Source organism: Labrenzia sp. ATLA3, from assembly GCF_057180185.1.
Genome location: NZ_JBXUKV010000002.1, coordinates 369,768 through 396,716, shown reverse-complemented (window position 1 = coordinate 396,716; position 26,949 = coordinate 369,768). Strand labels below are relative to the sequence as shown.

General features: G+C 60.0%; 20 protein-coding genes. 15 read left to right on the top strand and 5 right to left on the bottom strand.

Annotation, left to right across the window (positions count from 1 at the left end; all coding sequences use genetic code 11):
- The first annotated feature begins 29 nt into the window (after nucleotides 1-29).
- The 4 genes from AC2A6O_RS06330 to AC2A6O_RS06315 are packed head-to-tail and all read left to right on the top strand — an operon-like array spanning nucleotide 30 to nucleotide 4,965.
- Nucleotides 30-1,334 (top strand): carbohydrate ABC transporter permease, encoded by a 1,305-nt coding sequence (locus tag AC2A6O_RS06330; protein WP_498926177.1) that lies wholly within the window; start codon nucleotides 30-32, stop codon nucleotides 1,332-1,334.
- On the top strand, nucleotides 1,331-2,563 hold the full coding sequence (locus AC2A6O_RS06325; RefSeq protein ID WP_498926176.1) for a carbohydrate ABC transporter permease: 1,233 nt from the start codon (nucleotides 1,331-1,333) through the stop codon (nucleotides 2,561-2,563). The genes AC2A6O_RS06330 and AC2A6O_RS06325 overlap by 4 nt, the downstream gene beginning before the upstream one ends.
- Nucleotides 2,564-2,606: 43 nt before the next feature.
- Entirely contained in the window at nucleotides 2,607-3,896 is a 1,290-nt protein-coding gene (locus AC2A6O_RS06320; RefSeq protein WP_498926175.1) for an MGH1-like glycoside hydrolase domain-containing protein, read from the top strand.
- Nucleotides 3,897-3,906: 10 nt separating this feature from the next.
- Nucleotides 3,907-4,965: an ABC transporter ATP-binding protein gene (locus AC2A6O_RS06315; RefSeq protein ID WP_498926174.1), complete on the top strand. Its 1,059-nt coding sequence runs from the start codon at nucleotides 3,907-3,909 to the stop codon at nucleotides 4,963-4,965.
- 41 nt (nucleotides 4,966-5,006) lie between these two features.
- Here AC2A6O_RS06315 and AC2A6O_RS06310 read toward each other — a convergent pair whose 3' ends face one another.
- From AC2A6O_RS06310 to AC2A6O_RS06295, 4 genes are all read right to left on the bottom strand, one after another.
- Nucleotides 5,007-6,458: a trypsin-like peptidase domain-containing protein gene (locus AC2A6O_RS06310; RefSeq protein ID WP_498926173.1), complete on the bottom strand. Its 1,452-nt coding sequence runs from the start codon at nucleotides 6,456-6,458 to the stop codon at nucleotides 5,007-5,009.
- A 138-nt stretch (nucleotides 6,459-6,596) separates the two neighbouring features.
- Nucleotides 6,597-7,472, bottom strand: a complete 876-nt coding sequence (locus AC2A6O_RS06305; protein ID WP_148582803.1) for a transglutaminase family protein — start codon at nucleotides 7,470-7,472, stop codon at nucleotides 6,597-6,599.
- A gap of 42 nt (nucleotides 7,473-7,514) precedes the next feature.
- On the bottom strand, nucleotides 7,515-9,920 hold the full coding sequence (locus AC2A6O_RS06300; protein ID WP_148582802.1) for a circularly permuted type 2 ATP-grasp protein: 2,406 nt from the start codon (nucleotides 9,918-9,920) through the stop codon (nucleotides 7,515-7,517).
- Nucleotides 9,921-9,953: 33 nt separating this feature from the next.
- Complete coding sequence (locus AC2A6O_RS06295; protein WP_498926172.1) at nucleotides 9,954-13,286, bottom strand: transglutaminase family protein; 3,333 nt, start codon at nucleotides 13,284-13,286, stop codon at nucleotides 9,954-9,956.
- Between the two features lie 480 nt (nucleotides 13,287-13,766).
- Here AC2A6O_RS06295 and AC2A6O_RS06290 point away from each other — a divergent pair, with 480 nt between their 5' ends.
- The 3 genes from AC2A6O_RS06290 to AC2A6O_RS06280 all read left to right on the top strand — a co-directional run bounded on the left by AC2A6O_RS06290 (nucleotide 13,767) and on the right by AC2A6O_RS06280 (nucleotide 17,103).
- Nucleotides 13,767-14,855 carry an ABC transporter substrate-binding protein gene (locus tag AC2A6O_RS06290; protein WP_498926171.1) on the top strand — a complete coding sequence of 363 codons (1,089 nt, stop codon included), beginning with the start codon at nucleotides 13,767-13,769 and terminating at the stop codon, nucleotides 14,853-14,855.
- 134 nt (nucleotides 14,856-14,989) lie between these two features.
- Nucleotides 14,990-15,844, top strand: a complete 855-nt coding sequence (gene kynA / locus AC2A6O_RS06285; protein ID WP_498926170.1) for a tryptophan 2,3-dioxygenase — start codon at nucleotides 14,990-14,992, stop codon at nucleotides 15,842-15,844.
- Nucleotides 15,845-15,966: 122 nt separating this feature from the next.
- Nucleotides 15,967-17,103, top strand: a complete 1,137-nt coding sequence (locus AC2A6O_RS06280) for an ABC transporter substrate-binding protein (protein WP_498926169.1) — start codon at nucleotides 15,967-15,969, stop codon at nucleotides 17,101-17,103.
- Nucleotides 17,104-17,290: 187 nt separating this feature from the next.
- Here AC2A6O_RS06280 and AC2A6O_RS06275 read toward each other — a convergent pair whose 3' ends face one another.
- Nucleotides 17,291-18,349, bottom strand: coding sequence for an NAD-dependent epimerase/dehydratase family protein (locus AC2A6O_RS06275; RefSeq protein ID WP_498926168.1), 1,059 nt, complete (start codon nucleotides 18,347-18,349; stop codon nucleotides 17,291-17,293).
- A gap of 582 nt (nucleotides 18,350-18,931) precedes the next feature.
- On the opposite strand from AC2A6O_RS06275, the gene AC2A6O_RS06270 reads away from it, so the two are divergent.
- From AC2A6O_RS06270 to AC2A6O_RS06235, 8 genes are all read left to right on the top strand, one after another.
- Complete coding sequence (locus AC2A6O_RS06270; RefSeq protein ID WP_498926167.1) at nucleotides 18,932-20,671, top strand: ABC transporter substrate-binding protein; 1,740 nt, start codon at nucleotides 18,932-18,934, stop codon at nucleotides 20,669-20,671.
- A gap of 174 nt (nucleotides 20,672-20,845) precedes the next feature.
- The gene (locus tag AC2A6O_RS06265) at nucleotides 20,846-21,910 is read left to right on the top strand and encodes an ABC transporter ATP-binding protein (RefSeq protein ID WP_498926166.1); all 1,065 of its coding nucleotides are present in this window, start codon (nucleotides 20,846-20,848) and stop codon (nucleotides 21,908-21,910) included.
- Nucleotides 21,911-21,922: 12 nt separating this feature from the next.
- Nucleotides 21,923-23,014: an ABC transporter ATP-binding protein gene (locus AC2A6O_RS06260; RefSeq protein ID WP_498926165.1), complete on the top strand. Its 1,092-nt coding sequence runs from the start codon at nucleotides 21,923-21,925 to the stop codon at nucleotides 23,012-23,014.
- A complete protein-coding gene (locus AC2A6O_RS06255; protein ID WP_006931840.1) occupies nucleotides 23,011-23,877 on the top strand; it encodes a carbohydrate ABC transporter permease in 867 nt (288 codons plus the stop codon). The genes AC2A6O_RS06260 and AC2A6O_RS06255 overlap by 4 nt, the downstream gene beginning before the upstream one ends.
- Before the next feature lie 11 nt (nucleotides 23,878-23,888).
- Complete coding sequence (locus AC2A6O_RS06250; protein ID WP_148582793.1) at nucleotides 23,889-24,686, top strand: carbohydrate ABC transporter permease; 798 nt, start codon at nucleotides 23,889-23,891, stop codon at nucleotides 24,684-24,686.
- Nucleotides 24,683-24,964, top strand: a complete 282-nt coding sequence (locus AC2A6O_RS06245; protein WP_209000940.1) for a DUF2160 domain-containing protein — start codon at nucleotides 24,683-24,685, stop codon at nucleotides 24,962-24,964. The genes AC2A6O_RS06250 and AC2A6O_RS06245 overlap by 4 nt, the downstream gene beginning before the upstream one ends.
- A gap of 170 nt (nucleotides 24,965-25,134) precedes the next feature.
- Nucleotides 25,135-25,530: a BlaI/MecI/CopY family transcriptional regulator gene (locus tag AC2A6O_RS06240; protein WP_006931837.1), complete on the top strand. Its 396-nt coding sequence runs from the start codon at nucleotides 25,135-25,137 to the stop codon at nucleotides 25,528-25,530.
- Complete coding sequence (locus tag AC2A6O_RS06235; protein ID WP_498926164.1) at nucleotides 25,517-26,704, top strand: M56 family metallopeptidase; 1,188 nt, start codon at nucleotides 25,517-25,519, stop codon at nucleotides 26,702-26,704. Before AC2A6O_RS06240 ends, AC2A6O_RS06235 begins: the two co-directional genes overlap by 14 nt.
- Nucleotides 26,705-26,949 lie beyond the last annotated feature (245 nt).

The following is a 26,949-nucleotide window of genomic DNA, read 5'->3' as shown; positions in this document are numbered from 1 at the left end:
AGAACGGGACCGAGACCTCGGGCGGAAAGATGAACACCAAATCCCAAGCTGACGCGTCCTCTGGGCCACCAAAAGGCATCGGTCCGATGCAGCGGCGCGAAATGTGGCTGGCCTATCTGATGCTGGCGCCGACCTTCGCCATCATCCTGATAATCGTCGCCGGGCCTTTGCTTGCCAATTTCTGGATCAGCGTGAAACCGGTTCAGCTCGCCGACCTCCGGCCGCCCACAGTGCTGGTCAACGAGCGCGTGCGTGGCCGACCGAAAGCGCCGGGCGACGAGGCCCGACTGGAATACCGGCTGCGCAATTCCTCACAGGACGAGGAAATCCGAGACGTCACGCTGAGCGATGTGGTTCCCGAAGGTTTCACGGTTATCTCGCACTCCGAAAACTGTTCCCTGAACGGCGCGAAGATGACCTGTGACCTTGGAACGGTGGCACCCGGCTGGCGCGGCGACGTCAAACTGGTCGGAACGGTTTCGGAAGCATTTCTGGCCGCGCACCGTCCGGAGCGAGCGAGTGAGCCCGTGATTACCGGCGAAGCCAACAACGTGTTGACCAACTTCGATTTCACGTTCGAGAATTTCAGCCGGATCTTCAGCGCCGACGAATTCTGGTCCGTGCTGCGCATCACCTTCTACTACACCATCTTCGGCACCGGCGGAGCGCTTGTGCTGGGTCTCTTTGCGGCGCAGCTGCTGAACACGTCCTTTCCGGGGCGCGGCGTCCTGCGCGGCCTGTTCCTGTTTCCCTATGTGTCACCGGTGATTGCCGTCGCCTTTACCTGGGTGGTGCTGTTCGACCCGTTCTCCGGGACGCTGAACGCCTTGCTGACCAAGATGGGCGTTGTCACCGATTCGATCAATTTCTTCGGCCAGCGGGCCATCGAGTTTTCCTTCCTCGGCATTCCGATGGAGTTTCCCCTGGCGCTGACGACGGTGATCGCCTTTGAGGCGTGGCGCTACTTCCCGCTGTCTTTCCTCTTCATCCTGGCACGCATGCAGTCGATCAACACGGATATGTATGAAGCTGCCGAAATGGACGGGGCGACGCCCTTGCAGCAGTTCTGGTATCTGTCGCTGCCGCAGCTCATGGGCATCCTCTCGGTCCTGTTCCTGCTGCGCTTCATCTGGACCTTCAACAAGTTCGACGACATCTTCCTGCTGACCGGCGGCAATGCGGGCACCCGCACGCTGACTGTCGATGTCTATGAACAGGGGTTTGCCCTGTCCAATCTCGGTGCCGGTGCGGCTGTTGCGGTCGTCGTGTTCGTCGTTCTTGTCACCTTCGCCACCCTGTTCATCCGCTTTTCACCGAAGGAGGAAGGGCTATGAAACCCGGCAGCATCGTTCTCGTTGCCCTGACGGGCCTTATCTGGGGCGTCACAGCCATGGTGGTGATCGGGGTCACGCTGACGCTGGTGACTGGCGATGTGGCCCTGCCGCAGGCATCGGCCGCCGGTCTTGCCGGGCTCATCAGCGCTCTTGTTCTGGTCTGGCGGCAGTCGGCGGGACACGCTGGCGTCATGGCGGACAGGGGGCTGTCGGCTGCCATCCTGTTCGTTGTGGTGATGGTGGTCTCTTTCGCGGCTCCCTTCGGACTGTCGCTTGGACAACACACGCTTTGGCAAGGCCTCGGTCTGGTGCTGTTTGTCGCCGGTGTCGCCGGTGCCAACGCCATCTGTCTCGATAGTGCCCAGCTTGGCGCCATGTCGCGCTATGAGCGCGAGGTCGTCTATATCCGCATTGCCAAGGGCATCGGCTTCGTCGTCTTTTCCATCATCGTGGCCCTGCCGTTCTACGTCATGATCATGACGTCGCTTAAAAGCCAGCAGGCGCTGCTCGCCAACCCGCTGGACCTGTCGATAGACGTCAGTCAGGGCATCAGCGGTCTGTTCCGGTCTTATGTCGAGCTTTTCACCCAGTTCAATTTTGGCCGCTACCTGATGGTTTCCGCCTTTGTTTCCGTGGCAACCGTGGTGCTGACGCTGCTGTTCTCGGTGCCGGGTGCCTATGCGGTGTCGCGCTTGCGGTTTCCGGGGCAGGCCTTTCTGGCCCGCTCCGTGTTGCTCATCTACATGGTCCCGGCCATCGTTCTGGTGATCCCGCTTTACGCGGTTTTCTCGCAGCTCGGCCTGCGCAATACGCTCACCGGCCTTCTGATCGTCTATCCGGCAACCACGATCCCGGTCGCGCTCTACATGCTGCAGGGCTACTTCCGCGGCCTGCCGTCGGAACTGGAAGAAGCCGGGCTGATGGACGGGCTGTCGCGCATCGGCGTGATCCTGAAGATCACCCTGCCGCTGTCGCTGCCTGCGCTGGCCTCCGTATCGCTTTACGTCTTCATGATCGCCTGGAACGAGTTCCTGTTCGCGTTCATGTTCCTGGACGATCCGGACATCTTCACGCTGTCGCGCGGCGTGGTGTCCCTCAATTCCTCCGAGGTGCCGCGTCAGCACCTCATGGCGGGCGCGGTGATTGCGACCGTGCCCGTCCTTTTCATTTTCCTGTGGTTCGAACGTTTCCTTGTCCAGGGCCTGACGGCCGGCAGCGTCAAGGGTTGACCGATCAAGAGAAGGGGCTGCGAAGAGCCCAAGGGAGTTTGCTGTGGCACACACAGATCTAGACCAGGCGGCGAGGGCCATCCTGACCGAAAACGACCAGGGCGGATATACGATCCCGACCAAGGGGCTTTATCCGTACCAGTGGAACTGGGATTCCGTCTTCGTTGCGCTGGGGTTCGCGGAATTCGATCAGGACCGTGCCTGGCAGGAAATCGAGATGCTGTTTCAGGGCCAGTGGCGCGACGGAATGGTGCCTCACATCCTGTTCCGCAAGGATGACCCGAGTTATTTTCCAGGTCCGAGTGTCTGGGGCACCGACGGCGGCCCGATCCCGAGTTCCGGACATTCTCAGCCGCCAGTGGCCGCGTCTGTCGTTCACAGTCTCTTTGAGGCTGACCGCACCGGCAAGGCGCTGGAACGGGCGGAAGCGCTGTTGCCCAAGCTGATGGCCTGGCACCGCTGGTTTCTGGCCTATCGCGACCCGAAAAACCTTGGTGTCATCGCGGTTATTCACCCATGGGAATCCGGCCGGGACAACCTGCCGGACTGGGATGAGGCTCTGAGGGCGGTTGAGGTCAAGGACATCGGTCCTTATGAGCGCAAGGATACCTCGCATGTGGACCCGGCCATGCGGCCGCACAAGGAGGATTATGACCGCTATCTCAGCATCGTCGCGGCCTGCCGAAAAGTCGGCTGGGATCCGGCAAAGGTCGCCGAGACCTGCCCCTTCTTCGTCGCTGACCCGGGAGTGACCTTCATCTTCCTGCGTGCCAACCGGGATCTTCTGGCGCTGGCGGAAAAGCTCGGCAAGAGTGCGGAAGCCGAAGAGATCCGGGGCTGGATCGCTGCGATGGAAAAAGGCAGCCGGACATTGTGGAACGATAAGGTCCAGGCTCATGTCGCTTTCGACGAACGCAGCGGCAAGCAGACCGATGGCCTCTCCAGCGCATCTTTTCTGGCGCTTTATGCAGGGCTCAGCGATCCGCAAACCCTCAGCGCGCTTCAGGACCACTTCGACAGGATTGCGGCACGGGTCGACTATCTGATGCCCTCCTACGACCCGGACCACCGCAGCTACGAGCCCCTGCGCTACTGGCGGGGGCCGGTGTGGGCGATGATCAATTACATGATCGCGAAAGGCTTTGCCGAAGCGGGCGATGCCACCCGTGCCGAGCGGCTGCGGGCGGATACGGCGCGGCTGATCGAAAGCGGTGGTTTTGCCGAATATTTCAGTCCGGAAACCGGTGCGGGAGCAGGGGGAAGGTCGTTCTCCTGGACGTCGGCCATCTGGCTGACCTGGGCTTCGCCTTCACACGCCGAACAGGCAGCTTAAGGGGGACGGGATGGGAGCGATCCAGCTCAACAAGGTCGAAAAATGGTTCGGCGACCTGCAGGTCATCAAGGGGATTGACCTCGATATCAAGGACGGCGAGTTCGTCATCTTTGTCGGGCCTTCCGGCTGCGGAAAATCGACACTGCTGCGCCTGATCTCGGGCCTGGAGGAAACAAGCCGCGGCGCCATCGAGATCGACGGCAAGGACGTCACCGCTTTGCCGCCTTCAGGGCGCGGATTGTCGATGGTGTTCCAGTCCTATGCGCTCTATCCGCATATGTCTGTGCGCGAGAATGTCGGCTTCGGTTTGAAGACGGCAGGCTTTCCCAAGGCAGAGATTGATCGCAAGGTGAATGCTGCTGCCGAGGTGCTGAAGCTGGACGACTATCTCGACCGGCGCCCCAAGGCGCTTTCGGGTGGTCAACGCCAGCGGGTGGCCATCGGCCGTGCGATTGTGCGTGAGCCGAGTGCCTTCCTGTTCGACGAACCGCTGTCAAACCTGGACGCGGCCCTGCGCGTGGAAATGCGCTTTGAAATTGCACGGCTTCACAAGAGCCTGGGCACCACGATGATCTATGTGACCCACGACCAGGTTGAAGCGATGACGCTGGCCGACAAGATCGTGGTGTTGCAGGCCGGCCAGATCGAGCAGGTTGGGTCTCCGCGCGAGCTATATGAGCGGCCGGACAATCTGTTTGTTGCCCAGTTCATCGGCTCGCCGAAGATGAACGTACTGCCGTGTTCATTGGAAGAGGGGCAGTTTTCGCTGCAAGGGCACGGCGGTGGTCCTTATCCGCATGCCGGAAGCGCGCAAGTCCCGGTGAAACTGGGCATCCGGCCGGAACATATCGGCATCACCGCACCCGGCGAAGGGCATTGCAGCGGCACGGTGGAAGTCGCCGAATATCTGGGGGCCGACACGTTCCTCTACGTGGCTCTCGACGGTTTGGACACGATCCTGGTGCGTATCAGCGGTGCTGAGCAAGTGGAAGAGGGCACTCGTATTGGTCTGACCTTCGACGAAAGCCGCCTGCATTTCTTCGACGCACAGGACAAGGCCATCCGATGAATTCCCGCCTGCCGGCAGCAAGGGGTTTCTTTTCGGCAGGCTCAGTTCCGGCACAGCACCAGAACGGTGTATTGCGAGGCTTCCTCGTCGATCCGCGTCGGGCTCTTGAGGGTGGTGATCGTGTTGTAGCGTGGGGCCAGGCCAAGCTCTTCCATGAACTGCGCCATCAGCTTTCCGCGGACGGCGAAGTTCACGTTCTCCGGCAGGTCCCCGGCAAGTTTCAGCGTCTTGAACGTGTCGAGGCGGGATACCACGGTGCCGATCACTGCTCCGGTCCGGTCCAGAACCGGGCCACCTGAATTGCCGGGCTGGACTGGTGCGGTCACCATGAAATGCCGCTTGTCGCCCTTCACACCCGCCAATGACGAGATCATGCCGGGGGTGAAGTTCAAGTTGTTGTCCAGGATCTCGGCGAACGGGTAGCCGATCACGAAGATTTCCTCGCCGCGTACAATCGGCTGTTCAGACCGGAATTGTGCGGCATGTTCCGATTTGCCGCTGTCGAGCTGAAGGATCGCAAGATCGTTTTCTGTATCTGCCCTCACCAGCCTTGCAGTTCCATGACCCGGAATATCCAGCGACCGGCAGTTGCCGACCACATGGGCGTTGGTCCCGATATGGCCTTTGGTGGTCAGGAAATAGCCGCTGCCGGATGAGGTGGTCTTTTGGCCGTGCGCATTCTTGCGCGCACCCTTGGGAAGCGGAGTACTGCGGCTATCCTCTTCCGGAAGCTTCAGAGCGGGCGCCGAGGTGACCGCGTCCAGTTTCTCGTCGTCCGGCTTCTTGTCACCTGAACCGTCGTAAAACGTCATGCTGTTTGACATGGCAACCGCCACGCGATCCATGAAGACCGCATGGCGAGCCTGCCAGGCAAGTGAGAAGCCACGGCTGTCTGAAGATGTTTTCATCATCCGCAGATAAAAATCGCGTCCGTTCTGCTGACCGGAAACGACGAAGTAATCGTTGCGGAACTGCTTGTGTTCCACGATCCTGCCATCGCTGGTGTCGGTCAGGCGCTTGTAGAGGGCGGCGTAGCCGGTTTCGTCTGCCGGGACCTGCAGCGTTTCCAGTTCGATGCTGTGGTCATAGGCCCGCCACAGATGGCCGCGCTGCGTACGCGTAAACGGTTCGAAGAGTTTGCCGGGAACGCCAAGCTGCAAACCGGCAATGGCATCCAAATAGGTTTCAAATCCAACCCGCTCGACAAGGTCGAGACCATCGCGTTGAAGGATCTGCATCTGCTCGCTGTCGAGCACGCCGTTCGGATAGAAGTCGCGATGTTTCTGGAAGTCGGTCAGCGCCTTGTAGGTGAGCTTGCCAAAAGTGCCATCCACCTGGAAGGCATAGTCGCCGGTGAAAACCAGCAAAAACTGGATGCGAACCCGTTCCCGCCAGTCCTTGGCATGGAACCAGTCCTTCGACTGGTCATAACCTGCCTGGACGGTGCTGGCCGAAACCAGCAGGAACACGATGGCATGAAGAAAAGAACGCATAACCAACTCCCCTTGGTCGCGTTCCACGTTTTAACAAAATGGCTCTCATGGAAACAGGTTCACCCGGCTCATCCGGGGATATCTCGCGATAATATCTAAAGCCAATGTTCAGGCGCAGTGCCGGAAAGACGGCTTGCCTCAAAGCGGCACAACATCGACCTTGTGATCGGTCGATTGGGATCCGGACGTGCGCAAGATGCCCTTTACCGGTGCTGCATCGCCATAGTCGCGGCCATGGGCGACAACGATATGATCCTGGCCGACCCGGAGCGCGTTCGTTGGATCGTATTCTATCCAGCCGATATCGATGCCGCACCAGGCCATGACCCAGGCGTGCATGGCGTCGGCGCCTTCCAGCCGCTCCTTGCCTTCCGGCGGGATGGTCCGCAAAAAGCCGCTGACATAGCCCGCCGGGATCCCGATGCTTCTGAGGCAGGCGATCATGATATGCGAAAAATCCTGGCAGACGCCGTTGCGGCGCTCGAAGGCTTCGATGGCCGGGGTGTCGACCGTCGTGGCTTCGGCGTCGAATTGCATGTCCCTGTTCAAGGCCTTGCCAATGGATTCCACCGCCGAAATCGTGCTCATGCCCGGCACGACGAGATCCTGGGCATAGACCGCGAAGGCAGGGTCGAGGGGAAGGCGCGGCGAGGCGGACAGGAAATGGACCGGCGCCTTGGGCGCGAGAGACTGGACTGCGGAGAGCTCTTTCGGCAGGGCATTCAACGGTGGAGAAATGTCGAAGGCTTCCGGCGTCGCGGTTCTGTCGATCCGTGCCTTCAGCTTGAAGGCAAGTTCGCTGTGGTTGCGGCGATAAACGACGTCCGTGACGGCATTGCCGAAGAAGTCCACCCGGTCGTGCCGCTCGGACGGAGAGGGAACGATGTGGATCTGTCCGTCGATCAACGTCTGCTCACCGGGAATGGTCGCCGGCATCAGCCTGAGCGCGTGGTGACCGTAGTTGACCGGACTGGCGTAATCGTAGGTAATTTCGAGCGTTACATCGTAGAACAAGGGCGCCTCACGTCGGGCGTGTTGGTGGAACGCGGCCTGATATCATCGGATATAGGCATCGGTCAGCTCCACGGAGAGATAGGCGATCTGGTCCCGCAGATCGCCGAGAGTGTCCGGTGTCAGTGTGTCCGGTGTCGCGATTGCCAAACGGGTGTGAACCTGCAGAACCGAGCGGGCCAGCTCCGACAGATGCCCGTTTTCCGTTGCGTTGGGCAGCACGCTGATATGATCTTTCATGTCGGTAAGCTGATAGAGCACCGCGCGCGGGTTCTTGATGTCCATTGCCAAAAGGTCCAGCACCGTGGTGTGGCTGAGGGACACGGCGTAGTGCCGGCTCATGGACATGGCGCTGTCGCCAACCTCGAGCAGCAGTTCAAGAGAGCCTTCCGGTGCCTCCTCGTCGGTGAAGACCGACAGGAGATCGGCCATCCGGTGGGCCCGTTCCAATGCACGGCCGATGGACAGGAAGCGCCAGCCAATAAACCTGTACATGTTCTCGTGAACGAGGCCAGAAAAGCCGGTTATCTTGCGCAGGAGCAGGCCCATTGCCCGTGTGACATCGGCATTGCCATGCATTGTGCGCCTGACGCCGTTTGCGGTCTGCGCCAGGTCGTTGAGCGCCAGCCAGCCGTCGACGGAAAACCGGTCGCGTACCTTCGAAGCGCTGGCTACGGCCGATTGCAGCATGTCGCACAAACCAGCGGGAACCGGTTCGTCCGGTGACATGCCGATCTTGTCGAGATATTCCGCCGTCAGGGCGACGAGCGGGGCTTCCGGGTCTGCCGTTTCCATCAGCCGGGCGTGATAGGCCCTTAGCAGTCGCACCGCGCCTTCCGCCCGTTCCACGTAACGGCCGAGCCAGAACAGGTTGTCGGCTGCGCGGGAGGGCAGGGTGCCGGGCTGCGATTTGAAGAACGGCGATTCCGTCTGGTGAAGCAGGGTTTCCTTGTGCTGCTTCTGGCCACCAACGATCCAGACATCGGCGGCGGATCCACCGGACTGCATGGCTATGGCGCTGGCATCTTCCGTCCGCCCGATCCGGGCAAAACCTCCTGCCATCACTTCCCAGCCGTTGGCCGTCCGGGCCAGGAAAACCCGGAGGCTCATCGGCCGGGGAACCAGAAGACCATTGTCGTAGGCAGGCGATGACGACAGGGTTACGGCTTCCTGTCCCACGAGCTTGTCGCTCTTGCTGTCGATCCAGGATTCCAGAATGCCCTTGTGGAACTTGCTGAAATCCTTGCCGATAAAATCGGTCTTGGAGGAGGTGAAGGGCAGAGCGGTCGACAGCGCGGGGCTGAACATCATGCTTTCCGCGTGTTCCTTCACATAGGCTCTGGTTGCCTCTTCCCCGCACCACCAGGTCGCGACATTCGGCAGTTTCAGCGGTTCGCCAAGCAGATGCTCGCTGATACGCGGCAGGAAGGCCAGCAGTGCCCGTGTTTCCAGAACGCCGGTTCCGAGCGCGTTGATCATGGTCACGGCGCCGCTGCGCACGGCCTGTACAAGGCCAGGTGTGCCGATCTGGGAGGTTTCGTTCAGCTCGACCGGATCGGCCCAGCCGGCATCGAGGCGCCGCCAGAGAACACTGACAGGCTTCAGGCCGGCAACCGTGCGAACCATCAGCTTGCCGTTCTCAACCGTCAGGTCCTCGCCTTCCAGCAGCATGAAGCCGAGATAACGGGCGATATAGGCATGCTCGAAATAGGTGTCGTTCAAGGGGCCTGGGGTCAGGATGGAAACGCGGCTTTCACTCTCTCCGCGCAGTTCCACCAGATGATCGCGGAACCGCCGGAAAAATCCGGCCAGCCGGTGAACGTTTGCTCGGGCAAAGAACTCGTTGAAAACGCGCCCGGTCGCAACCCTGTTTTCCAGCGCAAAACCGGCACCGGAGGGCGCCTGGGCCCGGTCGGACAGAACCCACCAGGTGCCGTCGGGCCCGCGGCCGATCTCAAAGGACAGGAAATGCAGAAAGTGCCCGGACTTCGGTTTGATGCCGACGAGCGGACGCTGCCATTCGGAGCTTTGGGCAATCAGGCTTGCGGGCAGGTAACCGTTCGCCACCAGGCTGTTGTCGCCGTAAAGGTCGGCGACAACCTGCTCCAGCAGTTCAGCACGTTGCGTCAGACCGTCCGTGATCACCTGCCAGTCGTCCTGGCTGATGATCACCGGAATGTGGCTCAGTGGCCATTCCCGTTCGTTGGCCCCGTCCTGCCCGTACTGACGGAAATAGACACCGGCATCGTTCAGATACTGATTGCCGCGTGCAAACCGCTCGGCGATCTCATCCGCCGTCAATGCGCTCAGGTGATCGAGAAACGGTCGCCAGACCGGTCTGACCCGCCCGTCAGGAAACAGCAGCTCGTCCGAGACATCCGGAAAAGGACGATAGGCCTTCAAGAGGCCGTAGCGAAGTGCTCCGGGTTCTGCGTTTTCGTCCAAGCTCATACGTCGTTTCCAATCGGCGGGCCTGCCGGTCCGTCAGACATTCTGCGGTCTGCGCAGGTCCAACGTCAACGGAAACTCCGGATGCGGCCGTTCCAGCCCCGGCATATAGAGCCCGGGCGTGTGGCCGTGGGGCTCGAACCGGGCAAGGCGGCGGGCCTCTGCCTCATTCCCGTTGACGGGAAACGTTTCATAGTTCCGTCCGCCCGGATGGGCAACATGATAGACGCAGCCACCGAGCGCCCGGCCGCTCCACCGGTCGAAAATATCGAAGGTAAGCGGGGCGTCCACAGGATGCACCGGATGCAGCGCCATGGCTGGCTGCCAGGCCTTGTAGCGAACACCGGCAACAGAGACGCCGTTGGTCTCGGTTTTCCTCAGCGGCAATGTGCGGCGGTTGCAGGTGACGGCATAACGGTCCGGATCGCTGGTGGTAAGCTTGACCTGCAGCCGTTCGGTGGAGCTGTCGGTATAGCGCACGGTGCCGCCGATGGCGCCGGTTTCACCGAGGACGTGCCAGGGTTCCAGCGCCTGGCGCAGTTCCAGATGGACGCCGTCGACCTCAAGTTCACCGCAGAAGGGGAAGCGGAATTCGGCCTGGGCCTCGAACCAGTCGGGGCGCATCGAAAATCCGTGATGCTCCAGATCGCCCAGAACATCCAGGAAATCCGTCCATACGTAATGCGGCAGCATGAAGCGGTCATGCAGGGCCGTGCCCCAACGGGTGAGGTTGCCGGACAGCGGCTGCTGCCACAGGCGCGCGATGAGGGCCCTCAGCAATAGCTGCTGGGCAAGGCTCATGCGCGGATCCGGCGGCATTTCAAAACCACGGAACTCAACCAGACCCAGCCGCCCGGTCGGGCCATCGGGGGAGTAAAGCTTATCGATGCAGATTTCCGCCCGGTGCGTGTTGCCGGTGACATCGACCAGCAGGTTGCGCAGCAACCTGTCGACCAGCCAGGGGAAGGGTGTCGGGCCTTCGTCGGGGCGGTGGATCTGAGCCAGGGCGACTTCAAGCTCGTAAAGGCCGTCGTGCCGGGCCTCGTCCACACGCGGGGCCTGCGAGGTGGGGCCGATGAACAGGCCCGAGAACAGGTAGGACAGGCTGGGATGACGCTGCCAGTGCAGGATCAGGCTGCGCAGCAGGTCCGGCCGGCGCAGGAAAGGGCTGTCGAGCGGCGTCGCGCCGCCAACCACAACATGGTTGCCGCCGCCGGTGCCGGTGTGCTTGCCGTCGATCATGAACTTGTCGGCGCCGAGCCGTGTCTGCCGGGCTTCCTCGTAGACACCTTCAGTGATGGCAACACATTCCTGCCAGTTCGAGGCCGGGTGGATGTTGACCTCGATCACGCCGGGATCCGGCGCGACACGGATGACATTCATGCGGGGATCCGTTGGTGGCGGATACCCCTCGATATGGACCGGCAGATTCAGATCTGCAGCGGCGGACTCCGCCACCGCCACCAGCTCCAGATAGTCCTCTATGCGTTCCACCGGCGGCATGAACACACACAGACGGCCGTCACGCGCCTCGACCGACAAGGCTGTCCTGACGGCGGAATCGCCGATTTCGGCATCCGGCAGGGTTTGTTCGCGCCTGTCCTGCTGAGCTTCGCCCGCCGTGAAACGTGCAATGCTCTGTTCGCGTTCGGCACGCGGGCCGGCGGGGAATTCCGGCAAGGGATCCCGCGGCACGGTGGGGTCGGCGATGTTGGTATAGGGATATTGCGCCGGTGGGACGTAAGGCAGGGACTCCAGCGGCAGGCGGTAACCGACCGGGCTGTCTCCGGGAACCAGGAACAGGGCGTTGCGTCGTAACTTCCATTGCTCGGACCGCCAGCGATGGCCACCGGCTTTCGACTGCCAGCGCTGGATCGGCAGCACGTGGCCGGCAGGTGCGGTCAGCCCGCGGTCGAAGACGCGCGAAATACGATGCCGGGCTTCGGCATCCTCCAGCTTGGAATTTTCCGGGGTGACGTTTTCCGGCAGGTTGGCTTCCTTTACCAGCCAGACCGCCGGGTCCTCATAGGCCGGCACGACGTAGTCCGGGTCGATTTCCAGCTTTGTCGCGATCTCCTGCAACAGGGCTTCGGCCTTTTCAGCGTTCGCGCCGGTCTCCTGGCCTTCTTCCGCAATCAGGTCCGGGTCTTTCCAGATGGGCTTTTCGTCGCGGCGCCAATAGAGCGAGAACGTCCATCGGGGCAGGGTCTCGCCCGGATACCACTTGCCCTGGCCGTAGTGCAGAAAACCGCCCGGGGCGAAGCGCTCACGCAGGCGGCGGATCAGCGTGTCCGCCTTCTGACGTTTGGTGGGACCAACGGCATCGGTGTTCCATTCGTCGGCTTCGAAATCGTCAATTGAGACGAACGTCGGCTCTCCGCCCATGGTCAGCCGGACATCTTCCTGCGCCAGGATACGGTCGACCTTGGCCCCGAGCTGATTGAGCGCCGACCAGGCATCATCCGAGAAAGGTTTGGTGATACGCGGGTGTTCGGCAACGCGGGAGACCTTCATGTCGAAGGCAAAGTCGACTTCCGCCTTGCTCGCCATGCCGACAATCGGCGCCGCGTTGACGTAATGAGGTGTTGCGGCCAGTGGAATGTGGCTTTCCCCCGCCAGCAGCCCGGACGTGGGGTCCAGCCCGATCCAACCGGCGCCGGGCAGGTAAACCTCGGCCCATGCGTGCAGATCGGTGAAGTCGTGGTCGGTGCCGGAAGGGCCATCGAGCGCTTCCAGATCCGGTTTCAGCTGGATGAGGTACCCGGAAACAAACCTGGCGGCAAAACCGAGATGACGCAGAGCCTGCACCAGCAGCCATGTGGAATCGCGGCAGGACCCGGTGCCTTTTTCGAATGTTTCTTCCGGCGTCTGGACCCCGGGTTCCATCCGGATGACGTAGTTGACGGTCTGGGAGACTTTGGCATTCAGGCCGACGATAAAGTCGACGGTTCTCTGGCGATCCTTCGGCACAGTTTCCAGGAATGCGGTCAGGTGCGGGCCGGTCGGGTCGAGCTTCCGGTAGATCTGGAGATCTTCACGAAGTTCAGGCGGATAGTCGAAGGGCCATTCCTCGGCGCTTTCCTCGATGAAGAAGTCGAAGGGATTGTAGACGGCCATGTCGGCGACCAGATCCACCTCGATCTTGAATTCGCGCACAGGCTCGGGAAACACGAAGCGGGACAGCCAGTTGCCGTAAGGGTCCTGCTGATGATTGACGAAGTGCCCTTCTGGCGAAACCTTCAGCGAGTGGGAGAGGACCCGGGTGCGGCTGTGTGGAGCCGGCCGCAGGCGTATGATCTGCGGGCTTAGCGTAACTGGGCGGTCGTATCGGTAATGCGTCAGATGATAAATGCTTGCACGAATTGACATTAACAGGGTCCCGGTAGTGTCCGTTTCAAGGCGCGGTTATCAGATTTTCACAAAATCAAACGTATAACCACGTCTTTCTGTAGGCAGTTTTGCCTTGCTAACGATCCGAAGCGTCTTTTGAAGACGGCACGGCTGACGCTGAGGCAAGCCTTCCGAAGAAACCCCGTTCAACAGGTCGGCTTTCGTTATGCACGATGCACTCCTTCCGGTGTCGCCGGTTTTGAAGGACGCTTTTTCAGGGCAGATTTTGCTTTGATTAAGAAAATCGGATCAAGGTGCCCGCTCGATGTAAATGACCTGGTGACAGCAGTTCTGCCATAGTCGGCTCGCTCGCAGGCTGTCTTAAAGTCCGGCTCCCGAAAATCCTGGGTGTTGAATGCTTGAAATGCATGCAAGTGCTTGCCGTGTCTTCAGAATGTGTGTGGTGGCTATTATGAACCCGAAGCTGTTCCAGCCCTCGTTTGAGTGCGAAGGATAAATATGTTCGTCAGACTGCTGTATCTGGTTTGGTTCTGGATTGCTGCCAGTGTGGTTCAGGCGGCGGACTTTCGCGTGACCTTCATCAATCCGGGTGGTGAAACGGGCTTTTGGGGCGAAGTGTCCAAAACGATGTTTGCTGCCGCAGCCGATCTGAATGTCGACCTGGAAATCCTCAACGCAAACAGGCGCCCCTACGGCATGGAAGAACTTCTCAGCCAGCGTCTGAGCCAGGGAGATCTTCCCGACTATTTCATCCTGGTCAATGAGGGCCAGTCGGCAGCCAGGCTGATGCAGCAGCTGGCAGGCCTGCCCAGCAAGGTTCTGTTTCTGCTGAACAAGCTGACGCCGCAACAAACGGGCGAACTCGAACGCCGGAATATCGATCTTCGTGGCATCATTGCCTCGATCGTTCCGGACAATGAAGCGGCCGGTTACGAAATGGCGCAGTCGTTGTTTGCCGAGGCGCGGAAGCTTCATCCGCAGGCAAAGGAGATCCGGCTGCTCGCCCTGACGGGCGACACGACAACATCAGGGGCCCTGCGGCGCGAACTCGGCATGATGCGCGCTGTCGCGGACAACAGCGATGTCAAACTGTTGCATGCCATTCCGGTCAATTGGAACGAGGAACTTGCTTTCGTGCGCACGCGTGACGTCCTGGACCGGACGCGCATCGATGTGGTGTGGGGGGCGAACGACGACATCGCCCTCGGTGCACAACGGGCAGCTGCCGATGCCGGATTGCTTGTCGGCAAGGACATTCTGTTTGCCGGGCTCAACTGGTCCAACCGGGGTATGGAGGCGGTGAAATCGGGGGACATGACCATGACCCACGGCGGGCACTTTTTTTCAGGGGGTTGGGCGATTGTTGTGTTGCGGGACCACTATTTCAGACGCATCCAGAGCGAATTTTCCGTCGATGTCCTGTTCAGGATGTCGCCCATCACCTCGCGGAATGTGGACACTTACCTCAGCCGGCTCGGGAACGGGAACTGGGAGAAGATAGATTTTTCGAGCTTCAGCAAATCGATATCCAAACGCAGCCACTATGACTTCTCCGCAGCCGCCATTCTGGAAGCCGCCGACGGTTGAGAATGCCCTGATCGGACGCAGCCGTTGCTCACCCGTTTTGTCATGCCTGCTGGATATCTCTTCTATCCAACTCTGCCATGTCGAGGCTATAGATGCCTTCAATCGGTCGTTCGAAGAGACCAGCGGGGAGAACCATGAACGATAAAGTCGAGCCGGGAAAAGCCTATAATCCGGAAACCGAAGGCGCCGAGATGCGCTTTGCGGACAAGATGTCCTACGGCGATTATCTGGGCCTGACACAGATATTGAACGCTCAGGCGCCTTTGTCGGATGCATCCGATGAACTGCTTTTCATCATTCAGCATCAGACCTCGGAACTCTGGATGAAGCTCATGCTGCATGAGCTGAATGCCGCTCGCGAGGCCATAGAAGACGATCACATGCCGCAGGCGATGAAACTGCTTGCCCGGGTCAGCCGCATCATGGAGCAGCTGAATTCCGCGTGGGACGTTCTGCGGACAATGACGCCCAGCGACTACACGCAGTTCCGCGATGCGCTTGGCATGTCCTCCGGTTTTCAGTCGCTGCAATACCGGCTGATCGAATACGCGCTGGGCAACCGGAACACGGCGATGATCCGCCCGCATGAACACGATCCGCAAGGCGTTACCCTTCTGAATGCGGAACTGGCACGGCCGAGCCTTTATCAGGTCGTGCTTGCCTTTGCCCGCCGTCAGGGTCTGGATGTGCCGGAGGATGCCATCGCCGAACCTTCCTCTGCCCCGCACCGGGAAGTCCCCGAGATCATGGCCTTGTGGCAGAAGGTCTACCGGGATCCGGCAGCTCATTGGGCGCTTTATGAGGTCGGCGAAAAACTGGTTGATCTGGAAGACTATTTCCGCCGCTGGCGCTTCAACCATGTCACCACCGTGGAACGGGTGATCGGCTTCAAGCGTGGCACCGGCGGCACCGGCGGGGTGACCTATCTGAAGCGCATGCTGGAAGTGGAACTCTTCCCCGAACTCTGGCACGTGCGCACGGCTCTTTGACACAGGCGGCCCCTCGTCACTTCCGGACGAATTGCATGTTTGCCATCCGCGATTGTGCCGATAGAGTGTGGTTTCAAGAGCCCCGCAAGTGGGCTCAAGGGACTTAAGAGAGGGGATTTCCCATGTTGAAACAATTTGCTGCGGCCGCCAGCCTGGTGGCCCTTCTGGCTGGAGCCGCGCAGGCCGAGCCTGTGAAGGTCGGCATGATCACGACGCTGTCCGGCGGTGGTGCGGGCCTTGGCATCGATGCGCGCGACGGCTTCATGCTGGCGGTCAAACAGGCCGGCAACAAGGACCTTGAGGTGATCGTCGAGGATGACCAGCGCAAACCGGACGTCGCGGTTCAGCTTGCCGACAAGATGATCCAGTCGGACAAGGTCGACGTCCTGACCGGTATCATCTGGTCGAACCTGGCCATGGCCGTCGTGCCGTCGGTGACCGCTCAGGGCAAGTTCTACCTGTCGCCGAACGCCGGTCCGTCCGCACTGGCCGGCAAAGGCTGCAATCCGAACTATTTCAGCGTCGCCTATCAGAACGACAACCTGCATGAGGCCGCTGGTGCCTATGCCAAGGAAGCCGGTTTCAAGAAGACCTTTATCCTTGCCCCGAACTATCCGGCCGGCAAGGATTCGCTCACCGGCTTCAAACGCTATTATGGCGGCGAACTGGCGGGCGAGATCTACACCAAGCTGGGCCAGACCGACTATGCGGCCGAGTTGGCCCAGATCCGCGCGTCGGGCGCCGACAGCGTGTTCTTCTTCCTGCCGGGCGGCATGGGGATCTCCTTCCTGAAGCAATATGCCGACAGCGGCATCGATCTTCCGGTCGTCGGTCCTGCTTTCTCGTTCGATCAGGGCATCCTGCAGGCGGTTGGCGATGCGGCGCTGGGGGTGAAGAACACCAGCCAGTGGAGCAAGGACATCGACAACGATGCCAACAAGGCTTTCGTGGATAGCTTCAAAGCCGAATACGGCCGCCTGCCGTCGCTCTATGCGGCTCAGGGTTTCGACACAGCCAACCTGTTGCTGTCGGCCATGGACAAGGCGGATGTGACGGACGCGGACGCTTTCCGGGCCGCTCTTGAGGCTGCGGATTTCCCGTCCGTGCGCGGCAAGTTCAGCTTCGGCCCGAACCATCATCCGATCCAGGACATCTATGTCCGTGAGGTGATCAAGGAAGGCGACGTCTACACCAACAAGATCGTCGGAACGGCCCTGACCGACCACGGCGATGCCTATTCGGACGAGTGCAAGATGTAAGACCTGCTTCGGGTTTTCCTCATCGGGAAAGGCGCGGCTTCCGGCCGCGCCTTTTGTTTTTTGAAAACCTGGGGCTCCCCGGTCCCGGCTCACGCTTCGCCGGAATCACGGGGGCTGTAATCCGCACCTTGACCCTGCAATCCATGCCGTGACCTCAGCGAACGGAGAGGGCGTAATCTGAAGCGAGCTACTTTCCGAACGCCCCGGCGTCGATCATCTGCTGGAACATCTCTTCCATGGACGTTTTCATCGGCCGGTAGGTAACACCCAGGGCGCGCTTGCTTTTGGAATTGTCGGCACGCCATTTCACGTCGACGTTGTTGGTGACGAATTTCCGGGAAATATCACCGACAATCGGTCCGACCAGCCAGACGATCCACTTCGGCAGAGACTGGCGCGGCACCGGGTAGTGGTCACCGTATTTTTCGATCAGGGCCTTGCCGAGTTCCAGAATGTTGGTGTTGTGGCCGGAGATAATGTGACGGCCGTCGGCATCTTCCCTGAAGCCTGCTTCCATGTGGGCCCTGGCCAGGTCACGTACATCCACGACCCCAAGACCCAACTTCGGCGCGCCGCGCTTCATGGTGCCATCGCCCATCTGGCGGACGATGTTGAAGCTTTCCGAGGTCGGTCTGTCGTTGAGGGCAGGGCCGATCACCAGTGAGGGATTGACGGTGACCAGTTTGAAACGGTCCTGAGCGCCGGCAATCTTCCAGGCTTCCTTCTCCGCAAGCGTCTTGGAATAGCTGTAGGGCTGGTAATCGAGGGAAGCCGTGGTGTTCCAGATATCTTCCGTCAGAACGCCGCTGGGCGCCTTCGCACAATCGATCGCATCGGTGTAAATGGCTGCGCAGGAACTGGTGACGACAACACGTTTGACATCAGGTGTCCGTGCGGCTTCCTCCAGAACGTTCCGTGTGCCTTTCACGGCCGGGTCGATCAGTTCCCTTTGCGGGTCCCTGACCGAAACGGTGAAGGGAGAGGCGGTGTGGAAGACGGTCGCGCAGCCTGCCATTGCCTCGGCATAGGAGCCTTCGTTCAGCAGGTCGGCCTTGAAGAAGCGCAAGGTGCCGGGCGATGTGGCGGCAACGTCCTGAAGGTGGGCGGTCTTTCTCGTGTCATCCGGGTCGCGGACAGCAGCATGGACCGTTCTTCCTGCGTCGAGCAGTTCCTTCACCAGCCAGCCGGCGACATACCCTGTGGCCCCTGTTACCAGCACCGGTGCATCGGTTGGAAAAGTGGTCATTGGCTGCTGTCATCCTTCTCTTAAAGACCGGTCAGGCACTGGTGGATCATCCGCCATGTGACATAGCCTTTGAGGTTGTCGCGTCAACGCAGGAAACTATCTGCGCCCGGTCCCTTGATCCAGTCCGCCGGTCCAGGCAAAGCGCCTTGCCACCACCCCAGGGTACCGGCCATCGGAGTTCGGCCGGGCTCCATTGCCGGACGTGACGCGGCGTCGACTGTTGGCCGATCACACTGTGCCGCAGTGCGAAACATTTATTCATATTTCGTTTTGCGATGCAAAACGAATGTCAATGGAAGCTTTGCGCGGAAGAATATGAAAGACTCGAAACCCGAATTCGTGCTACATCCAATGTCTAATTTGTGCCGCACTGTGGGCAGCGCTTGACAGGCGGCTGGGTTTTCGGATCGCATTCGGATAAGCGTTCAGGCTATGAAAAGCCTTTAAAAACAAGATATTGCCTCTGTATTTTGGATGCTGATCTATCTACTAAAAATTTAGTTTGACAACATGGCAATGCTGTGACCTTCTATCCCGAGCCGGATAACGACGGCGTATATTATCTCACGGGAGGAGATGCAGATGCGTAAGTATCTACTCACCGCAGTCGCAGCTGGTGCTGTGCTTGCGGGGGCAGGGTCCGCTTTTGCCGATGAAGCAGCGGCGCAAAAGTGGATCGACCAGGAATTCCAGCCATCCGTTCTGTCCAAAGACGAGCAGCTTGCAGAGATGCAGTGGTTCATCAAGGCGGCCGAACCGTTCAACGGCATGGAAATCAACGTCCTGTCCGAAGGCATTCCGACGCACTCCTACGAGTCGGAAGTTCTGACCAAGGCCTTCGAAGAAATCACCGGTATCAAGGTCAATCACCAGATCCTCGGCGAAGGGGAAGTGGTGCAGGCCGTGCAGACCCAGATGCAGACCGGCCGGAACCTCTATGACGCCTATGTCAACGACTCCGACCTGATCGGCACCCATTCCCGTCTGCAGCTTGCCTACAATCTGACCGACTGGATGAGCGGCGATGCCAAGGATGTCACCAACCCGGGTCTCGACCTGGAAGACTTCATGGGCACCCAGTTCACGACCGGTCCGGACGGCGATCTTTATCAGTTGCCCGACCAGCAGTTCGCGAACCTTTATTGGTTCCGCAAGGACTGGTTCGACCGCGAAGACCTGAAGAAGGCCTTCAAGGACAAATACGGCTACGACCTCGGTGTGCCGGTGAACTGGTCCGCATATGAGGATATTGCGGAGTTCTTCACCAAGGACGTCAAGGAAGTCGACGGCGTTCAGATTTATGGTCACATGGACTACGGCAAGCGCGCGCCGGATCTCGGCTGGCGCATGACCGATGCCTGGCTGTCCATGGCGGGCGCGGGCGACAAGGGCGAGCCGAACGGCATTCCGGTTGACGAGTGGGGCATCCGCATGGAAGCCGGCACCTGTAACCCGGTTGGCGCTTCGGTTTCCCGCGGCGGTGCTGCAAACGGCCCGGCGGCCGTCTACGCCATCCGCAAGTGGGACGAATGGCTGCGCAATTATGCGCCTCCAGGGGCTGCCAGCTTCGACTTCTACCAGTCCCTGCCGGCTCTGAGCCAGGGCAACGTTGCCCAGCAGATTTTCTGGTACACCGCGTTCACCGCGGACATGGTGAAGCCGAAGTCCGAAGGCAACAACACGGTTGACGACGAAGGCACGCCGCTGTGGCGCATGGCGCCGAGCCCCCATGGTCCCTACTGGGAAGAAGGCCAGAAGGTCGGCTACCAGGACGTGGGGTCCTGGACCATCCTGAACTCCACTCCGGTGGACCGTGCGAAAGCTGCCTGGCTCTATGCCCAGTTTGTGGTTTCCAAGACGGTTGACGTGAAGAAGAGCCATGTCGGTCTCACCTTCATCCGCGACAGTACCGTCCGTCACGAGTCCTTTACCGAGCGTGCTCCGAAGCTTGGCGGCCTGGTCGAGTTCTATCGCTCGCCCGACCGTGTTGCCTGGTCCCCGACCGGCATCAACGTTCCGGACTATCCGAAGCTGGCCCAGATCTGGTGGCAGCAGATCGGTGACGTGAACTCCGGCGCCTTCACGCCGCAGGAAGCAATGGACCGTCTGGCCGAGGAAATGGACATCGTCATGGCGCGCATGCAGCAGGCTGACGAGCGTGCCAATGTCTACGGCGGATGCGGCCCGCGTCTGAACGAAGAGTCCGACCCGCAGGTCTGGCTCGACAAGCCGGGCGCACCGAAAGCCAAGCTCGAAAACGAGAAGCCCCAGGGCCAGACCGTGAACTACGACGAGCTGGTCGCTCGCTGGGCTGAAAAGTAAACCCCGGCGCGACGTGCACGGGCATTGTTTCTGCCAGGCAGAATACGGTGCCCGGGCACTCATCACCCGACAAACCGGACCGGGGCGTTTCCCCGGTCCACCACCGATCCGAAGCGACAGGGCGCGAAATCGATGTTTCGCCACTTGAACCTGTCCGGACGCGGGCGAGAATAAATGTCTCTAGAACTCAAGAACGTCAGCAAGCGCGTTGCGGGCATCACCCATGTCAAGGAAACGAGCCTGACGCTGCATCCCGGTCACTTCAATGTTTTGCTTGGAGAAACCGGCTCGGGCAAGACCTCGCTGATCAAGCTGATGGCTGGTCTCGACAGTCTGGCCAGCGGGCAGATCGTGCTCAACGGCAAGGATGTGTCGCGTCTGTCCGCGCAAAAGCGCAACATCAGCCTGGTGCATCAGTTTTTCGTCAACTACCCGCATATGTCAGTTTTCGACAACATTGCCTCGCCGCTGAAAGTCGCGGGCGTTGCCAAGTCGGAAATCGAGGGTCGGGTGGAAGAAGCGGCCCAGCTGATGAAGCTGAAGCCTTATCTCAAGCGCAATCCGCATGAACTTTCCGGCGGCCAGCAGCAGCGCACCGCGCTGGCGCGCGCGATCGTCAAGGAAAGCGATGCGGTGTTTCTCGATGAACCGCTTGCCAACCTCGACTACAAGCTGCGCGAGGAACTGCGCGACCAGCTTCCCGAGCTTTTCGCAGGCCGCGGCGCGGTCGTCGTCTACGCAACGTCCGAACCTGAGGAAGCCCTGCTTCTGGGCGGGCACACGGCCCTGATGACCGATGGCAACGTGGTGCAGTTCGGCCCGACCGCGGACATCTATCGCAAACCGAAAGATCTGGACGCGGCCAAGGTGTTCTCCAATCCACCGATCAACGTCGCCTCCGTGACGAAGCAGGGTGACATGGTCATGCTCAACGAGGTCACGCGCTGGCAGGTGACAGGCACCGCTTCGGGGCTTCAGGACGGCACATACACTCTGGCGATAAGGCCCCACCATGTCATGCCGGTGGAAAGTGCGCATCACACGGTGAAGCTCGACGGCCACGTTCTGGTAACCGAGCTCAGTGGATCGGAAAGCAGCGCGCATTTCGACATGGACGGCAATGCCTGGGTTTCGCTGTCACCCGGTGTCCATCCCTATTCCGTCGGCGAGGTCCACAGCTTCTACCTGGATCCGAGCCATTGTTTCTTCTTTGCGCCTGACGGCCAGCTGGCTGCCTGAGGAGAGGACATCATGGCACAAATCAAACTCTCCAATCTGCGCCACAGCTATCAGCCGAACCCGGCCAGCGATGCAGATTACGCCCTGAAGAAGATCGACCTGACATGGGACGATGGCGGGGCCTATGCCCTTCTTGGCCCGTCGGGTTGTGGCAAGTCCACGCTGCTGAATATCATTTCCGGCCTGCTGGTGCCGTCGGAAGGCAAGATCCTGTTCAACGATCAGGATGTCACGGCCCTGCCGCCGGCAAAGCGTAACATCGCGCAGGTCTTCCAGTTTCCGGTCATCTACGACACGATGACCGTCTACGACAATCTGGCCTTTCCGCTGAGAAACCGGGGGCGCGACGAGGATACGGTCAAGCGCCGGGTCGCCGCGATCGCCGAAATGCTGGAAGTCACCGAAATGCTAAAGGTCCGGGCGGCAAATCTTTCGCCGGACAACAAGCAGAAGATCTCCATGGGCCGCGGCCTCATTCGTGAGGACGTCAACGTGGTGATGTTCGACGAACCGCTGACGGTGATCGATCCGCATCTGAAATGGAAGCTGCGGTCCAAGCTGAAAGAGCTTCATCAGCGGGTCAAGGCAACCATGATCTATGTGACCCACGACCAGACCGAAGCGCTGACCTTTGCCGATCAGGTGGTGGTGATGCAGGACGGCGAGGTTGTGCAGATCGGCACGCCCGTGGACCTCTTCGAGCGTCCCGCCCACACTTTCGTCGGTCACTTCATCGGCTCTCCGGGCATGAACGTCCTGCCGTGCGAGGTCCAGAACGGAGCGGCCTTCTTCCGCGGCGAAAGGGTCGCGCTGGAAGGACCGGTGGCCAGTGCCGGCGATGGCGCAGCCCAGATCGGCGTTCGGCCCGAATTCGTCAATGTGTCCGCCAGCGGCGCAGGCATTGCGGCGAAGGTTCGCAAGGTTGCCGACATCGGCCGCCACAAGGTGGTCGAGGCCGTCGCGCACGACATGCGCATCAACGCCATTCTGGAGGGCGAAGCGCCCAGTGCCGGAGACGACGTGATGCTCGACTTCAAACAATCCCAGACGCGTCTCTACAAGGACGGCTGGCTGGCGAGCCAGCCCGAGGGAGGGGCACGATGAAAACGCAAAATCAACGCGCCTGGTTCTTCGTGACCCCGGTGCTTCTTCTTGTCGCCTTCAACGCGCTCATCCCGATGATGACCGTGGTGAACTATTCCGTTCAGGAAACCTTCGGAGACAATCTGTTCTTCTGGCAGGGGCTGGACTGGTTCGAGCAGGTGCTTCGTTCCGAGCGTTTCCACAATGCGCTCGGCCGGCAGTTCCTGTTCACCTTCCTGATCCTGATCATCGAAGTGCCGCTCGGCGTGGCGATTGCGCTGTCCATGCCCAAGAAGGGTTTCTGGGTACCGTTCTGCCTGGTGACCATGGCCTTGCCGATGTTGATCCCGTGGAACGTGGTCGGTGCGATGTGGAACATCTTCACCCTGCCGGACATCGGTCTGCTCGGTTACTTCCTGAACCACACTCTGGGCATTTCCTACGACATGACTCAGAACCCGATTGCGGCCTGGGTGACGATCATCGTCATGGATGTCTGGCACTGGACGTCGCTGGTGGTGCTTCTGGCTTATGCCGGCCTGGTCTCGATCCCGAACGCCTACTATCAGGCGGCGGAAATCGACGGTGCGTCCCGCTGGGCGGTATTCCGGTTTATCCAGCTGCCGAAGATGAAAACGGTGCTGACGATTGCCGTGTTGCTGCGCTTCATGGACAGCTTCAACATCTATACCGAGCCTTTCGTGCTGACGGGCGGCGGTCCGGGCAACTCCACGACACTGCTCTCGATCGACCTTGTGAAGATCGCCCTCGGTCAGTTCGACCTTGGACCGGCAGCCGCCATGTCCCTGATCTACTTCGCCATCACGTTGTTCGCCTCCTGGCTGTTCTACACGCTGATGACGATGAACGATAACAAGTCCTGAGGAGAACCGTCATGCGCCTGAAAAGCCTGGTTCCCGTGATCTATATCCTCTTCCTGATGTTGCCTATCTACTGGCTCGTCGCGATGAGCTTCAAGACCACCAATGAGATCCTGTCCGGGTTCACCCTGTTCCCACAGACCTGGACCTTTGCCAACTACATCGACATCTTCACTGATCCGACGTGGTATTGGGGCTACATCAACTCGATCATCTATGTGACCATCAATTCGGTCATTTCGATCACTGTTGCGCTGCCGGCAGCCTATGCGTTCTCCCGCTACTCCTTCGTGGGCGACAAGCACCTGTTCTTCTGGCTGCTGACCAACCGCATGGCGCCGGCCGCCGTCTTCGCGCTGCCGTTCTTCCAGCTTTATTCCGCCGTCGGCCTGTTCGACACGCATTTGGCGGTTGCCCTGGCGCACTGCCTGTTCAACGTGCCGCTGGCAGTCTGGATCCTGGAAGGGTTCATGAGCGGGGTGCCCAAGGAACTGGACGAAACCGCCTATGTGGACGGCTATTCCTTCCCGCGTTTCTTCATGACGATCTTCCTGCCGGCCATCAAGTCCGGCGTCGGGGTGGCTGCCTTCTTCTGCTTCATGTTCTCCTGGGTGGAAATGCTGCTGTCCAAGACACTGACCGCCGTCGAGGCGAAACCCATTGCTGCCGTGATGACCCGAACCGCTTCCTCCGCCGGTTACGAACTGGGTCTGCTGGCGGCCGCCGGGACCCTGACGATCATTCCCGGCGCCATCGTTATCTATTTTGTCCGTAACTACATAGCCAAGGGCTTCGCCCTGGGGAGGGTATGATGCTCGGTTGGATGGCATGGACCTTGCCGACGGCCCTGTTGTTTGTCGGTATCTTCTCCGCAATCGGCGTGCTGACTGTTGTGGAATTCAAATTTCCGGGCGGTGCTGCACGAAGGGGGATCCTCGGACTGGAAACGACCCGTGGCGACCGCCTCTTCATCACCCTGCTCGGTGCGGCCTACATCTTCCTGGCCTGGCTTGGCCTGGTGGGCAACCCGCTCTGGTGGCCACTGGCCCTGAGCATCGGGTGGGGCGTCTTCTGTTTCTGGAAGGTTTGATAAGCAACCGGGCGCGCGGATTTTCCGCGCGCTTCGTCCCCGCAGGGTGCCTCAAAAACGGGAAAAGACCCGAATGCCTTCATCGACTAAAGACATAGTAATTTCCGATATTCTGGTGCAAGAATAGATGTCGTAAGCCACATCCATTCCGCAATCGGTGCAGGACTGTAATGAGAAAGCGTAAAAGCAACGAGTTTTTGACCGAAGTCGAACTGGAGTTCATGACTGAACTCTGGAAGCTCGGCGAAGGTTCCGTGCGGGACATCCTTGCATGTCTGCCGCCGGAGAGAAAACTCGCCTATACGTCCTGTGCCACCATCATGCGGATTCTGGATGAAAAAGGCTTCGTGGACAGCCGCAAAGAAGGCAAGACATTCATCTATTCCCCTCGGCTGACCAGGGATACCTACCAGTCCCGATCTCTCCGAAATCTGTCAGAAAAACTGTTCGACGGCACACCTGCGTCCCTCGTGGCCCGGCTTGTCGATGAATACGAACTTACGGGAGACGATCTGGAGGAAATCAGAGCGTTGCTGGACAGGAGGAGGACAGATGACGCTACTTAACCAGATTTTTGATATCTACATCGATCTGAACATCACACTTGCCATCACCGCAATGGTGTGGCTGAGCGCCAAACTTCTGCTGGCCCGTTCCGGAAAAAAGGTCGATTTTTCCGTACAGCTTGGGCTGCTGAACGGTTTGTTCGCGCTGATCCTGCTAACGCCTTTCGCCGTCATGGGCTACCAGCACATGTTGTCGGCGGAAGTGGTCCCCCGGACCCTGTCCGTCAATCTGGCCGATTATGCCGTAGCGCAGTATCTGCGTGGTGGCATTGCCATTCCGGCGGAAGACTTCCAGTCCCTTTTGGGTTTGCGCGGGCAGCTCAGTGAAATGATCCTGACCCTGTCCAACGGCGTCGGTGTGGGAATTGCTCTCGGCCTTCTGGCCGGGTTCAGCTATTTCGCCCTGAAACTCGTCGTCAGTTTCGTCCGGCTGCACCGTGTGCTGGCCACCTGCCACGAATGGCGGAGCAACGGCCGTGTGCAACTGCTGCTGTCCGACAGCGCATTGGTGCCGTTCTCGGCGCGTGGCCTGAAGCGCCATTATGTGGTCATCCCGTCCGATCTTCTGGCCGAGCCGGAGGATCTGAAGCTGGTTCTCAAGCACGAGTTCCAGCATCTGCGTCAGGGCGATGTCACCTGGGAGGTCGGACTGGAACTGCTGCGGCCGCTGTTTTTCTGGAACCCGTTCTTCTACATGTGGAAGTCGGAAGTCGAGCGTCTGCGTGAACTTGCCTGCGATCAGAAGGTTGCGGAAAACGCGCATGTGGACCTGAGGTCCTACTGCATGTGCCTGCTGCGGGCTGCCCAGGCGGGAATTCGCAAACGCCAGGACAGGGAAGCACGCGATCGGTCCGTCGGTGTTGCCGCCGTTGCCCTTCTGGAAGTGCAGGACAAGCTGTTGCGCCGCTCGCCGGCACAAAAACTCCGCCGCCGGGTGGAGGCCCTTCTGGAAACCAACCGGGTTCGCCCGCATTGGGGTGTCACCAGTCTGGCCGTATTGCCCATGGTGGCCGTGGTGTTTCTGTCGGCTCTTTCGATACAGAAACCGGCGGATTGGAGCCAGGACCGGCTGATGCTGTCTGCCATCATCAACCTGGAGCGGTTGGAAACCAGAAACGGTTCGAATGGCCAGTTGCAGGCTTATAACACTTTCGCGCAGCGCCCACTGCGCTGAGTGACGCAACGCTGCTCCGGTCGGCATTCGTCCGGAGCAGGGGCAAAGCCCTCACGCGCCAAGCCTTGTGAGACGACGCAAGCGCGCTTGTGGCTGGAGCCGCTTGCGCAACTGGCGTATCCACTGCCTGTCCCTTCAAACCAGTCGACCCCAAAAAGTCTGTCCTGCACGTGATTGCCGGAGGCGCATCTGCACCGGTGCGGAACCGCATCCGGCTGGCAGACTGTGACGGCACTGGCTGCTCC